This window comes from Actibacterium atlanticum (assembly GCF_000671395.1).
Classification (GTDB): domain Bacteria; phylum Pseudomonadota; class Alphaproteobacteria; order Rhodobacterales; family Rhodobacteraceae; genus Actibacterium_D; species Actibacterium_D atlanticum.
In genome coordinates this window covers 128,017-142,067 of the sequence record NZ_AQQY01000002.1, presented here as the reverse complement: position 1 = coordinate 142,067, position 14,051 = coordinate 128,017, and the positions used below count along the sequence as shown (strand labels likewise).

The window sequence follows — 14,051 nt, the reverse complement described above, 5'->3', positions numbered from 1 at the left end:
TTTTCAGGCGGCCAGCTCGGGCGAGCGGCTGTGCCAGAGTTCCTGCGCCATATCGGGGGCTTTGTCGGCGGCGATGCCACAGGTCATCAACGCCAGCGCGGCGGTGCCGGTAACGCAGGCGGTGGCGAAGTCATCTTGGGCCGCGCCGGTCCACAGGTCTTGCGGGCTGGGCAGGGGCAAGTCGGGGTCATGCAAGCGGCGATTGGCTACAATCAGCGCGGGGATCTGAGTTTCAAAAGCCACGCCGTCACGCAGACCCAGCAGTTCAACGGACTTGGCAGGATGTCTCTCGAACTCTCCGCCGCCGCCTTTGATCACCGAAAGTGCGCCCTGCCCCAGCAGCGCGGCAGCATCGGTTTGCAGCTCGCGGTACGAGGGGTGAAAAACGCCCTGCACCATGGCGGGCGCATTGGCAGGATTCATCATGCGCAGAACGGTGTTCAGGCAGGACCGCAGTCCCAGCACATCGCGCAGCTTCAGCAGCTCTAACGCGGGGGCGTGCAGATGTTCGGCGGAAACGTAAGCCACGCCGCCATCGGCCAGCGCTGCCTGCGCCTGCGTGGGCGTTTCGACCAGCGGAATGGCCAGATCGGGCAGCGCACCCCGGACCGACGCAAGCGGGTTTTGGTGCGAGTTCCACCCATGCAACAACACCGGGAAGCCAGCCTGCGCCACCAATTTGGCGGACAGCAGGAACCACGGTGCGCCACGGGTGCGTCCCGCCGCATAAGACGGCCAGTCCAAGGCGGCGGGAACGGTGTGCCAGCCCTCCTCAAGACTGGTCTTAAGAACATCGGTAAAGCCTGCGATCTCGGCCGCGCTTTCGCCGCGATAGCGCATCAGCATCAGCAGCGCACCGACCGCTTCAGGGGCGGCCTCGCCGGATAGGATCAGGGTCATGGCCTCGCCCGCTTCTTCGCGGGTCAGCGCCCGCGCCCGCGAGGGGCCGCGCCCCAGAATGCGGATATAAGGTGCGAGGGTCATTCCGCCGCGACCGAAGCCTGCGCGTTGGCGATCAGCGCCGCTAGCTCCGGTTTGCACGAGCCACAGTTGGTGCCGGCACAGGTGCGTTCGCCAAGCGCGGCCACGGTGGTGGCCCCAGCAGCGATTTCCGTGCGCAGCGTGTTCACGCCCACGTCGAAACAGGCACAGACGGTCGCGCCCGGATCGGCAACGTTTGCGCCAGCGCGGCCCGCCAAGGCCGACAGCGACGAGATATCTTTTTGCAGCAGTCCCGAGACATAATTGCGCGCCACGGCCACGGGCTGGGCAGCAGCAAAGAACAGCGCCTCGATGATGCCGTCCTTGTGGAAGGCCACGCGCACAGCTCCCGAGGAAGCATCCTCGAACACGGCGGCGGCGGCATCTGTCTGGCCTGTGACCATGCGGGCTTTTGCCTCCCAGTCGTCGGGCGCGTTCACACCGGCCAGTTCCGCGCGCCAGCCAGTGTGGCTGGGGGCGATTGCGGCATAGGCGGTTTGCGGCGCCAGAGGTTGCGTCGATACAACAAAACCATACCACGCCATGTCGGCGCGTTTAAGGGCCACCGGCGTATCTTTACTGGCGGGCTGCCCCGAGAACGGGTCGGTCACAGCGGCCACCAGCGGGTTGACCCGGCCTGCGGCTGCTGTTTGGGCGGTCCAGTGCATGGGCACAAAGACCGCCCCCCGGCGCGCGTTGGACGTGATCAACACGCGCACGATGGCTTGGCCCTGATCGGTGGTCAGCTGCGCCAGATCGGCGTCGTGCAGACCATTGGCCAGGGCGTCTTCGGGATGAATTTCGACGAAAGGTTCGGCCAGGTGCGCGGCCAGACGGGCGCTGCGCCCGGTGCGGGTCATGGTGTGCCACTGGTCGCGGATGCGGCCGGTGTTCAGCGTCAGACCGTCATAGGACTTGGGCGCAGGCGGGGTGATCGGCAGCATCTTGGCTTTGCCACCGGCGTGATAGAACCCGCCTTCGGCAAAGAAGCGCCCGCCGGTGTTGCCATCGGTCGGCACGGGCCACTGGATCGGCTGCAGATCGTCATAGGCCGCGTCAGAAAGCTGCGCCAGACCGCTGATGTCAAAGTCGCGGGCGAAGGTTTTACCCAGCGCAGACAGCGCCGCATATTCGCGGAAGACCGCGGCCTCGGAAGCATAGTCGAACCCGCTGTAGCCCATGCGGCGCCCGACATCGGCGATGATGTCCCAATCGGGGCGCGCAGTGCCCGGCACGGGCAGGAACTTGCGTTGACGCGAGATGACGCGCTCGGAATTGGTGACGGTTCCAGATTTTTCGCCCCATCCGGTGGCGGGCAGCAGAACATGGGCCAGATCGCCGGTATCGGTGCGTTCCAGAATGTCCGAAACTACGGTGAAGGGCACCTTTTTGATCGCTTCGCTCACACGGGTGGCATCGGGCAGAGACACCGCCGGGTTGGTCGACATAACCCAAAGGGCTTTGATCTTGCCCTCTTCGCAGGCGCGGAACAGATCTACCGCTTTCAGGCCCGCATGGGTGCACATGGTGGGGCTGTCCCACGCCTGTTGCACGGCATCACGGTGGGCTTCGTTTTCAATATCCAGATGGCAAGCCAGCATGTTGGCCAAGCCGCCCACCTCGCGCCCGCCCATGGCGTTGGGCTGACCGGTAACCGAAAACGGCCCCATACCAGGGCGGCCAATGCGGCCGGTGGCCAGGTGGCAGTTGATGATGGCGTTGACCTTGTCGGTGCCAGCCTCGCTTTGGTTCACGCCTTGCGAATAGACGGTTACGACCTTTTCGGTCTTGGCGAACATGTCATAGAAAGTGGCCAGATCATCGGCGCTGACATCGGCCTGCACCGGGTCCGAGGCACGCGCAGCAGAAACCGCAGCGTCGAACCCATCAACATGGGCATCCACATAGGCCTGATCGACGCAGCCCGCATCCACCAGATGGGCCAGCAGGCCGTTAAAAATAGCGCTGTCGCCGTCACTGGTGACGGGCAGGTGCAGATCGGCAATATCGCAGGTGGCGGTGCGGCGCGGGTCGATGACCACGACGCGCATCTGAGGCCGGGCAGCCTTGGCGGCCAGCAGGCGCTGGAAGATCACCGGGTGGCACCATGCCAGGTTGGATCCGACCAGAACGACCAGATCGGCCTGTTCCAGATCTTCATAGCAACCCGGAACAGTATCAGTGCCAAAGGCGCGTTTGTGACCGGCAACCGACGAGGCCATGCACAGGCGCGAATTAGTGTCGATATTTGCCGAGCCGATGTAGCCCTTAATCAGTTTGTTGGCGACATAGTAATCTTCGGTCAGCAGCTGACCGGACACATAGAACGCCACGCTGTCAGGGCCGAATTCATCGACGGCGGCTTTGAATTTGTCGGCCACCAAACCCAGCGCGGTATCCCACGTGGTATCAGCACCGTTGACACGCGGGGCCAAAAGGCGGCCTTCCAGCCCCACGGTTTCATTCAGAGCAGACCCTTTTGAACACAGCCGCCCGTAGTTTGCAGGGTGGTTGGCATCGCCTTTGACTTTATCAGGCGTGGCAAGCACGCCGCAGCCGACACCGCAATACGGGCAGGTTGTGCAGGTCTGTGTCATGCGGCGGTCCGATTGTTGAGGAACTCCACATCCAGGAGGACACGGCCCTCTTCAACACGGGCCGGATAGGTCGCGACCTGGCCTTCATCCGCTCCCTGGGCATGACCTGTTTCCAGATCAAACACCCAGTTATGCAGCGGGCAGGTTACCTTTGCGCCATGCACGATGCCTTCGGCCAGCGGTCCTTGCTTGTGCGGACAGGCGTTATCCAGCGCGTAAACCTCGTCCTTGGCGGTGCGGAACACGGCCACACAGCCAAAGGCGGTTTTGACAACACGCGCACCGCGCGGGGCGATGGCCTCTAGCGGGCCAATGTCGATCCAGTCGCTCATTCTGCGGCCTCCTGCACAAGGTTTGCAATCGGGGCGTAGGTTTCAGCCTTGGTTTCGGCATGTTCGGCCCACGGGTCTTTGCGATAGACGCTTTGCGAAATCTCGAACCGTTCCACCAACGCCTTGCGGGTGGCTTCGTCTTCGACCTGCTCTTTGACCCAGTCCAGCCCGACCTTGGCGACCCATTTATAGGGGCGGTCCAGGTACTTGGCGTTCTCACGATAGAGCTGCATGAAGGCGGTTGCGTATTCCAGCACCTCGTCTTCGGTGGTCAGATCGGCCAGACGTTCGGTCTCTTTCACGTCCATACCGGCGGCACCGGCAACACCAAGCTGATAGCCACTGTCGACACAGACAACGCCGATGTCTTTACAGGTGGCTTCGGCACAGTTGCGCGGGCAGCCCGACACGGCCAGCTTGACCTTATGCGGTGTCCACGAGCCCCAAAGCTTCTTCTCAAGCTGGATACCCAGACCGGTGCTGTCTTGCGTGCCAAAGCGGCAGTGATCACGACCGACACAGGTTTTGACCGTCCGCAAACCCTTGGCATAGGCATGACCCGAGACCATCCCAGCCTTATTCAGGTCAGCCCAAATCGCTGGCAGGTCTTCGCCTTTGACGCCCAGAAGGTCGATGCGCTGACCGCCGGTGACGTGCACGGTGGGCACGTTGTACTTGTCGGCAGCATCGGCAATCGCGCGCAGCTCATCCGGGGTGGTCATCCCGCCCCACATACGCGGTACGACCGAATAGGTGCCATCCTTCTGGATGTTGGCGTGTTTGCGTTCGTTGATGAACCGGCTTTGCGGATCGTCAGCATATTCCAGCGGCCAATCGGCCAGCAGGTAGAAGTTCAGAGCCGGACGGCAGACGTGGCAGCCACACGTGGTCTTCCAGCCAAGTTCCTGCCAGACGGCGGGCATGGATTTCAGTTCCTGCGACTTGATCAGACGACGCACGTCTTCGTGGGTCAGATCGGTACAGCCGCACATGGGCTGTTCGGTCGGAATGACAAAGTCATCACCCAGCGTTGCGCCCAGAACCTGCTCTACCAGACCGGTACAGGTCCCACACGAGGCCGAAGCCTTGGTGGTGGCGCGGATGGCACCAAGGTCGTTCGCGCCGTCTTTGATCGCGGCTACGATATCGCCTTTGCATACGCCGTTGCAGCCGCAAATTTCTGCGTCATCCGGTAAGGCTGCAACGGCCGCCATAGGGTCCAGGGGTTCGCCCCCCTGGTATGCCGGCCCAAAGATCAGGGTTTCGCGCATGTCAGAGATGTCGGTGCCATCTTTGATCATGCCGAAGAACCAGTTGCTGTCAGCGGTGTCGCCGTACATCACGGCACCGATGACCTTGTTTTCTTCGATCACAAGGCGCTTGTAGACGCCCCGTGCAGGGTCGCGGAAGACGATGTCTTCGCGGGTTTCACCATCGGCGAAGTCCCCTGCGCTGAACAGATCACAACCGGTGACCTTCAGCTTGGTGGACACTTCTTTCTGAACGAAAGCGGCCTCTTCGCCCGCAAGGGTCGACGCCACAACCTTAGCCTGATCATAGAGCGGCGCAACAAGGCCGAAGATCGCACCGTTGTGTTCCACACATTCGCCAACGGCCAGAATGTTTTCATCCGAGGTGACCATCTGGTCATCCACGCGAATGCCCTTGCCCACGGCCAGTTCAGCCGCCTGACCAAGTGCCACGTTGGGGCGGATCCCAACGGCCATGACCAGCAGGTCACAGGGCAGCTCGGTGCCGTCGTCCAGCATCAGGGCTTTGACTTTACCGTCTTCGCCAACGATCTCTTTAGAGTTGGCCGAGCACATCACCTTGATGCCCTTATCGGTCAACGCCTTGCGCAGCAGATAGCCTGCGGCCTCGTCCAGTTGACGTTCCATCAGGTGGCCCATGATGTGCACCACGGTCACATCGACACCTCGCAACGCCAGACCGGCTGCGGCTTCCAGCCCCAGCAGACCCCCGCCGATGACAACGGCTTTGGCTTCGGGCTTGTCGCCCAGAGCGATCATCGCGTTGGTATCTTCCAGATCGCGGTAAGCAATCACACCGTCCAGATCATGGCCCGGCAGCGGGATGATGAACGGGTTGGAGCCCATGCCCATCAGCAATTTGTCATAGGCAAGCACGTCACCGTTTTCGGCGGTGACGGTCTTGGCCTCTTTGTCGATGGCAACGACCTTTTCGCCGAACCGGCAGGTAACACCGTTTTCTTCGTACCACTCGGCAGTGTGGGTGACGATCTCATCGAACGTCTTTTCACCCGACAGCACCGGGGACAGCATGATCCGGTTATAGTTCCCGCGCGGCTCCGCGTTGAACAGCGTTACGTCCCACCCCTCAGGGTCTTTCGCAAATAGTTCTTCAAGGGCGCGCCCCGAGGCCATACCGGCCCCGATCACGACAAGTTTTTTTACCATAGTTTCCACCAGGGTTTCTTGGCTGCAGGCGCAGTTTCGGCCGCAGCGATCACAGTTTCTTCCGCAGCAGAGGGATAGGCCGCGTCAATCATCACACCAGACAGGGTGGTGTAGGCCCCAACCCACGCTTCTTTCAGCTCGGGCGTGAAAGCATCACCCAGACCTTTTTCCAGGGTGAAGATCAGTGCTTCACCAACCGGCTGGTAATGCTCGGCCTTGACGCCATAGTCGACGTGCTTGACTGCCAGCTGCTGGGCCACCGGTACAATCTTGTCCAGATCCTTAAGGCCGTTCACAACCACACCAAGGGTGGTCATCAGCTTCTTGCCCTGCTCTGAAAGGTCGCCTTTGAACATCGGCTTTACTTCCGGTGCGATCTCGAAAAGACGGGTGTAGAAAATATCCGCTGCTGTTTCCGCGATCGGGGCTACTTTTGCAAAGCTTGCCTGGATCATATCGATCTGGGTTTCATTCATGTCCGTTACTCCGCTGCTATGGCTTTTGCCGGTTTTGGCTTGGGTTTCGCGCCATGTTCGTACTCTTCAAGGAAATCGAGAACTTCCTGGCGATAAGCATAGTAATCAGGATGCTCTAGCAGGGCCTTCCGGCTGCGCGGGCGCGGAAGGTCAACATCTACAATCTTGCCGATTGTGGCCTGCGGGCCGTTGGTCATCATGACCACCCGGTCAGCCAGAAGAATGGCTTCGTCCACATCGTGGGTCACGCAGATTGCGGTCACCTTGGTGCGGTCCCAGACTTCCATCAATACTTCTTGCAGTTCCCAGCGGGTCAGGCTGTCGAGCATGCCAAACGGTTCATCCAACAGCAGCAGCTTGGGCGACAAAGCAAAGGCACGGGCGATGCCAACACGTTGCTTCATGCCGTTCGACAATTCGCTGGCTTGTTTGTCCATGCTGTCGCCCAGACCGACGCGTTCAAGGTAATACTCCACCACGTCCTGACGTTCAGCCTGGCTGGCTTTGGGGTATACCTTGTCCACGCCGATGGCGACGTTTTCCTTGGCGGTCAGCCAGGGGAACAGGTTGGGCGACTGGAACACCACGGCGCGCTCCGGGTCAGCCCCCACAACACCGCGACCATCAAGGTTGATAACCCCTTTCGAGATATCGTTCAGCCCTGCGGCCATGGTCAGCACGGTCGATTTACCGCAGCCCGAGTGACCAATAAGCGAGATGAATTCACCTTTGTTGAGCTTCATATCGAAATCCTCAACCACGGTCAGCGGACCTTTGGGCGTCGGATAGATCTTATGCAACTGCGAGAACTCAAGGTACTTGTCGGTCCGCTGGCTACCCTCGGCCTGCACATCGGCCTGCGCCTTGGGCACATTGTGGATCGCGGTGACGTCGGGCAGGATTTTAGAGCCTTCGACTTTGGCTTCGATCCCAACATCCATCAGGTATTTGGTCACGGCGATACGCAGCTTTTTGAAACCTTCGTGGTGGTTCATTTCACCCCGATCACGCGGGCGCGGGATGTTTACTTTGAACTCGTCGCCCAAAGTCCCATCCGGGTTCAGCGCGATGATGCGATCGGCCAGCAGGATGGCTTCGTCCACATCGTTGGTGATCAACACACAGGTCTTTTTGTCTGCATCCCAGATGCTTTCGATCTCATCTGCCAGATTGGCACGGGTCAGTGCGTCTAGTGCCGAAAGCGGCTCGTCCAGCAGCAGCATTTCCGGGTCCATGGCCAATGCACGGGCCACGTTCACACGTTGGCGCATACCGCCCGACAACTCGGCCGGACGACGGGTGGTTGCGTGGCTCAGCCCGACCATCTTGACGTAGTGGTCGACCTTGGCCTGCTTTTCCGCCTTGGACATTTTCGGGAACATGGTGTCCACGGCCAGCTGAACATTGCCGTTCACCGTCAGCCACGGCATCAGCGAGTAGCTTTGGAAGATCACACCGCGCTCAGGGCCGGGGCCGGTGATCGGCGCGCCACGATAAGTGACCTCGCCTTTCGTCGGCATTTCCAGACCGGCCATCAGGTTGATCAGCGTGGTCTTGCCGGTGCCCGAGAAGCCCAGGAGAACGAGGAACTCGCCCTCCTGAACCGACAGGTTGATGTCTTTCAGAACGTCGGTCTTGGCAGTGCCTTCACCGAAGCCTTTAGAGACGTTTTTGAACTCTAGTACAGCCATGTCGATCACCGGTTGTTCGAGAAGGTGAACAGGGACTGGATGGCGTACATCAGGCGGTCCAGCAGGAAGCCGATGATGCCGATGGTGAAAACGGCCACCATGATCTTGGCCAGCGACTGCGAGGAACCGTTCTGGAATTCATCCCAGACGAATTTGCCAAGGCCGGGGTTCTGGGCCAGCATTTCAGCGGCGATCAGCACCATCCAACCAACACCCAGCGACAGACGCAGGCCGGTAAAGATCAGCGGCAGAGCCGAGGGCAGAACCAGCTTGGTGATCTTGGTATAAGTGTTCATTTTCAGAACCTTCGACACCGACACCAGGTCTTTGTCGATGCTGCTCACACCCAGCGAGGTGTTGATCAGCGTGGGCCACAGCGAACACAGGGTCACGGTGATGGCCGAGTTCAGGAATGACTTGGTGAACATGCCGTCGTTGGTGACATAAACAGCCGAGACAACCATGGTCACGATCGGCAGCCAAGCCAGAGGCGACACGGGCTTAAAGATCTGGATCAGCGGGTTCATTGCGGCGTTCGCTGTGGGAGACAGGCCCGCCATGATGCCCAGCGGGATGGCAAGCACCGACCCGATCAAGAAGCCGAAGAACACGGTCTGGATCGAGGTCCAGATCTGATCATAATAGGTAGGTTTGCCGGTGTAGACGCGCTCTTTGACTTTGTCTTCCTTACCAGCGGCGATGAACTTGGCGTTGCGTTCATCCTGACGCTCGTAGAATGCGGCGGCTTTTTCGCGCTCGCGGACGTGGTCGGCGTGCAGGTTTTCGACCTGCTCCCAAACCTGAACCGGGCCGGGGATCGCACCCAAAGAGGTTTGTACCGTCGGGGCCAGCGAAGCCCAGACAAAAAGGAAACCGGCAATGGCGATTAGCGGTACACCCAGCAGACGCCAGATCTCTTTGACCTGCGCGCGCGGGTTATCACCAGCGGCTGCCTTCAGAACAGGGGTGGCCCATGACAGGCCCAAAACCTGAAACCAGGCGTCGGCTTTGTTGATGCGGGTGAAAAGCTTCGCACGGCGGGCTTCTTTCGCTTCGGCCTTGCTCAGCGCTTCTGGGTCGATAGCAGTCATTGCGGGGTTCCTTGAGACTAAAAAGAGAGAAGATCGTGGGCGGTGTTAGCAGGCCGCCCACGATCCATAGAGGGTCAGGCGTTAGCCCTGGATTTCGTTACCAACGACTTTCTGTTCGCCTTTCAGGCCAATCGGCAGGCTTTCCAGGTAGGCGTTGGGGGTTTTGCCGTCGTAGGCGATACCGTCGATGATGTCTTCGGCAGGGGTCGGGGCTTTGTAGCCGTCGGTGTCGAAGTCAAACATGTCTTTGGTGGCCAGGCCGTCGTCGATCAGGCTTTCAGCAGCAGCCAGGTAGATCGAAGGCTTGTAAACCGACTTGGCAACTTCATCGTACCAGCTATCCGGCTTGTACTCGGCGATCTGACCCCAGCGGCGCATCTGGGTCAGGTACCAAACAGCGTCCGAGTAGTAAGGGTAGGTTGCGTTGTAGCGGAAGAACACGTTGAAGTCGGGAACTTCACGCTTGTCGCCTTTTTCGTACTCGAAAGTACCGGTCATCGAGTTGGCGATCACGTCGTAGTCAGCGCCCACGTATTCCGAACGCGACAGGATTTCCACAGCTTCCGGACGGTTGGCGTTGTCGTTTTCATCCAGCCACATTGCAGCGCGGATCAGAGCTTTGGTGATCGCGATGGTGGTGTTGGGGTTGGCTTCCTGGAACTCAGCCGACAGGCCGAAGACTTTTTCCGGGTTGTTCTTCCACAGTTCGTAGTCGGTAATGACCGGAACGCCGATGCCTTTGAACACAGCCTGCTGGTTCCACGGCTCACCTACGCAGTAACCATAGATGGTGCCAGCTTCCATGGTGGCGGGCATCTGCGGCGGAGGGGTTACGGACAGCAGAACGTCAGCACCGATCTGACCGGTGATGTTTTCTTCCGAGTAGAAGCCCGGCTCCAGGCCACCAGCTGCCAGCCAGTAACGCAGTTCGTAGTTGTGGGTCGACACGGGGAAAACCATGCCCATGTTGAAGGGCTTACCCTGGTCTTTGTAGGACTCAACAACCGGCTTCAGCGAAGCAGCCGAAATCGGGTGCTGCGGGCGGCCATCTTCCATCAGCGGAACGTGCGGCTTCATCTGTTCCCAGATTTCGTTCGACACGGTGATGCCGTTACCGTTCAGGTCCATCGAGAAGGGGGTGATGATGTGGGCTTCGGTACCAAAACCGATGGTCGCAGCCAGAGGCTGACCAGCCAGCATATGCGCGCCGTCCAACTGACCGTCAATCACGCCGTCCAGCAGAACTTTCCAGTTCGCCTGAGCTTCCAGAGTAACGAAGAGGCCTTCGTCTTCGAAGTAGCCTTTTTCATATGCCACAGCCAGCGGGGCCATGTCGGTCAGCTTGATGAAGCCGAACTTCAGCTCGTCTTTCTCTACATCCAGCAGCTCTGCAAACGCCGGCGCGCTCAGCGCGGTCGTTGCGGCCAGAGTGTACATGGCGAGTTTCTTCATATTGCGTTTCCTTCGTTACAGGTCGTCAGGGGCGCACGGCCCATTGGCTAAAAAAAAACCGCCCAGACCAGCAGGCGCCAAAGGGAGGGAGGCACCAAGGGTCTGAGCGGCGTCGCTCTTTGTATTCCCCGTCTGTGGGGAAAGAATGGAAGGCATCCTCGCCTTCGCGTTGACATATCTTTAACGGATGTTGCTGCGACGCGGCGATTGGAAAGTCCTATTTCTTAAGGCTTTCCAACCTCGGTTTTTGCGTCTGCACAAAAAATGAGCGTCAGGAAAGGCTCAGGTCGAAAACGGCAGCATCGAAAAAACGGTCCGGTTGGAGAATCAGCCCACCACGCGTAGATGCCACAGCCGTCGGATGCGCCAGCGCGCCTTCCTGCTTTTCGGACGCTCCGGGCAGATCAATCCCGGCATCCCCCATGACCTCACGGTAGAGATCACTGCGGAACACATCGCGGGCGGTCTCCATCACGCTGTCATGGGCAAGACCGTGCCTGCGGGCCAAGCTTGCGCCGATCCATTGCGCCTGCGAGCGCCACGGGAAGTTGGCAGCCCCTGCATGGAAATGTACAAACCCCGGAACCTCGATCCCAAGCGAGCGCGCCTGCGCCAGAAGATGCCCCTTCATGGCACGATCCACAACATCGGCAGGCATCGCCAGATATTCCCGCCGCGCCAGAATATCGGTCGCGATTTCGCGGTTGCTGGGGTCGCTCAACCAGCGACCAGCGGCATAGACCGCGCGCATCAAGGCGCCAGCCTGATCGGTGTTTTCGGAAATCCAGTCGCGGCGCGCGGCAAGCACTTTCTCCGGGCTAAAGGCCCAGATCGAGCGGCCCGTCAGAATCAGTTCGCCGGCTTCGGCGTCCACGGCACGCGACCCCCAAGGCTCGCCCACGCAGAATGCATCGACCTCGCCGGTACTCAGCGCTTCGGACATCATCGGTGGCGGAACCGAGCTGATCTCGTAGGGAATGTCGCGATCCTTGAGCCAGTATTCCACAAGCTCGCGGTGCATAGAGAACGGGAAGGGTACGCCAAATCTGATCGGACCATCGGCGGCGGCCTCAAACGCATCGGCGGCGCTCTGGGCATCCGTCAGGTCCGGGGTCCAGCCCCGTGCCCGCATGCGTCCGACAATATCATTGCTGGCCGCAATCACATTGCCATTCACCGACAACACCATAAGCGCATCAACCTGTGCACGGACCCCGCCAAGCCCCAGCGTCATCGCGATGGGCATCGGCGACAGCATATGGGCCGCCTGCAAGTGCCCCAGCACCAGCAAATCCCGCAGCGCTGACCATGAAGGCTGTTTGAGCAGCTCCAGCTCCAGCCCCTCTTTGGCGGCAAAACCCAATTCGTGCGCGATGACAAGTGGCGCACTATCAACCAGCGGAACGAAACCGCAATGCAACCGGCGCCCGCTCATCGCAACAACTCCGAGGCTGTGACCAGCGCCTGCGCGACGTCGATCATACGCTTGCCCTGATCCATCGCGGTTTTGCGCAGCAGTTGATAGGCCTCTTCTTCGGTCAGGCCTTTGGCGTGGATCAGCAGCCCCTTGGCCCGGTCGATGGTTTTACGTTCGGCCAGTGCCTGCTTTGCGGCATCCAGTTCAGACTGCATCTGACTCATGATGCCAAACCGTGCGATGGCGGTTTCAAGGATCGGGCGAATGCGTTCGCCTGACAGCCCACCGACGACATAGGCGCTCACGCCCGCCTGTACCGCGGCCGAGGAAAGCTCGGGGTCGCTTTGATCTACGAACATGGCCACCGGGCGCTGACGCGCGCCTGAGGTTTCGCTCAGCGCTTCAAGGCTGTCGCGGCGTGGATTGCGAAGGTCGATCAGAACGACATCAGGATCGATATCATCCAAGGTGCGGGTCAAAGAGCTATCATCCGCGATCACAGTGACATCCGCCCACCCGCTTTCATGCAGGGCTTCGGTGATCACCTGTGCGCGGGCCTGATCTGGCTCTACGACAACAATTTTCAATGGTGCTGGCATGCGCCCCGGTTATCAGCGCTGATCCGGATTGTTATTGGCACATATCATCGCAGCGGCGCTTTTTTTGGCAGAAGCACCCCCATCGCCCAATATTGCGCCACCCCAAACAGGACGCGCACATCAAATAGGCAACTCATGTCTCGCGATGCCTAAAAAGAGCTGTACCACCCCACAAAAAGGCCCGGACCATGTTCGAAACTGCCTGACCCCCAGCGATAGTCACCGCGATACCGAACCCCTGCATGAATATCGCCGCCCGGCAACGGCCAGCGCAACTTCACCCCAAGCCCGGGTTGCAGCTTGTTGTTATAGCTGTTGTCATCTTTGTCCCATGACAGGTTCAACGCAACAAACGGCGACAGCTGCCATTTGTTGCCGGGCAAATCCAGCCGCGCCGCGTATTCAGCACCCGAAGTCACCACGATGTTGTGGTCACCATCTGACAGCGTATCGGGATAGGTCAGGTTGGCCCAGATTTTGAACAGGGTCGCATCATGGGGCAGCCCCCACATACGCGCCCCGGCATCGACCTTTTGAAAGTCGATATAGAAATAGTCGATCAGAAACCGCCAACCCTTTTCATGCGATCCGCTGTGATACCGTTCATACCAGTCATGGCGCAGTGTGAAGGTCAGACTGCTGTCCTTGCCCATCTTCAACTTGTAAGCCAACCCAACCCCCAGCGTCTGGGCGTTGTTGTAATCATATTGAACACTGTCGCTGATGAACTTACCGCGCAGAAAAAACGATAGCCCCTGTGGCCCAAAGGCGTAATTGGCCTTCGCCCAAGCCTCTATCATCGCGTTGCCAGTGTCATCATCTTGCTGACTGTTCGGAAACCGTGCGATTCCTCCGGTGGAAAAAGTCAGCCGATCGCTGGCCAAGGCAGGCGCGGCGCATAGGCACAGAAAAAACAGGACGAGTCTAACAAGATGGCACATATCATTGTGCCTAAGCGCAGGGGCTTAAAATTGTCT

The 14,051-nt window shown here is 59.6% G+C and carries 11 protein-coding genes; all 11 read right to left on the bottom strand.

The features are described 5' to 3' along the window. Positions 1 to 3: 3 nt before the first annotated feature. On the bottom strand, positions 4 to 984 hold the full coding sequence (locus tag ATO10_RS04645; RefSeq protein WP_035248727.1) for a glycosyl transferase family protein: 981 nt from the start codon (positions 982 to 984) through the stop codon (positions 4 to 6). Continuing rightward, positions 981 to 3,578: a nitrate reductase gene (locus ATO10_RS04640; protein WP_081806429.1), complete on the bottom strand. Its 2,598-nt coding sequence runs from the start codon at positions 3,576 to 3,578 to the stop codon at positions 981 to 983. Before ATO10_RS04640 ends, ATO10_RS04645 begins: the two co-directional genes overlap by 4 nt. Further along, positions 3,575 to 3,910 carry a nitrite reductase small subunit NirD gene (gene nirD, locus ATO10_RS04635; protein WP_035248716.1) on the bottom strand — a complete coding sequence of 112 codons (336 nt, stop codon included), beginning with the start codon at positions 3,908 to 3,910 and terminating at the stop codon, positions 3,575 to 3,577. Before nirD ends, ATO10_RS04640 begins: the two co-directional genes overlap by 4 nt. Next, positions 3,907 to 6,348: a nitrite reductase large subunit NirB gene (gene nirB / locus ATO10_RS04630; RefSeq protein WP_035248712.1), complete on the bottom strand. Its 2,442-nt coding sequence runs from the start codon at positions 6,346 to 6,348 to the stop codon at positions 3,907 to 3,909. The genes nirD and nirB overlap by 4 nt, the downstream gene beginning before the upstream one ends. After that, the gene (locus ATO10_RS04625) at positions 6,342 to 6,824 is read right to left on the bottom strand and encodes a globin family protein (protein ID WP_051597951.1); all 483 of its coding nucleotides are present in this window, start codon (positions 6,822 to 6,824) and stop codon (positions 6,342 to 6,344) included. The genes nirB and ATO10_RS04625 overlap by 7 nt, the downstream gene beginning before the upstream one ends. Before the next feature lie 5 nt (positions 6,825 to 6,829). Then, positions 6,830 to 8,515, bottom strand: a complete 1,686-nt coding sequence (locus ATO10_RS04620; protein ID WP_035249226.1) for an ABC transporter ATP-binding protein — start codon at positions 8,513 to 8,515, stop codon at positions 6,830 to 6,832. Between the two features lie 5 nt (positions 8,516 to 8,520). Continuing rightward, on the bottom strand, positions 8,521 to 9,606 hold the full coding sequence (locus ATO10_RS04615; RefSeq protein WP_035248710.1) for an ABC transporter permease: 1,086 nt from the start codon (positions 9,604 to 9,606) through the stop codon (positions 8,521 to 8,523). A gap of 81 nt (positions 9,607 to 9,687) precedes the next feature. Then, complete coding sequence (locus ATO10_RS04610) at positions 9,688 to 11,058, bottom strand: CmpA/NrtA family ABC transporter substrate-binding protein (protein WP_035248708.1); 1,371 nt, start codon at positions 11,056 to 11,058, stop codon at positions 9,688 to 9,690. A gap of 271 nt (positions 11,059 to 11,329) precedes the next feature. Further along, the gene (locus ATO10_RS04605) at positions 11,330 to 12,493 is read right to left on the bottom strand and encodes a CmpA/NrtA family ABC transporter substrate-binding protein (protein ID WP_035248707.1); all 1,164 of its coding nucleotides are present in this window, start codon (positions 12,491 to 12,493) and stop codon (positions 11,330 to 11,332) included. Then, positions 12,490 to 13,074 carry an ANTAR domain-containing response regulator gene (locus ATO10_RS04600; protein WP_035248705.1) on the bottom strand — a complete coding sequence of 195 codons (585 nt, stop codon included), beginning with the start codon at positions 13,072 to 13,074 and terminating at the stop codon, positions 12,490 to 12,492. The genes ATO10_RS04605 and ATO10_RS04600 overlap by 4 nt, the downstream gene beginning before the upstream one ends. A 149-nt stretch (positions 13,075 to 13,223) precedes the next feature. Beyond that, entirely contained in the window at positions 13,224 to 14,015 is a 792-nt protein-coding gene (locus ATO10_RS04595) for a hypothetical protein (RefSeq protein ID WP_035248704.1), read from the bottom strand. Positions 14,016 to 14,051 lie beyond the last annotated feature (36 nt).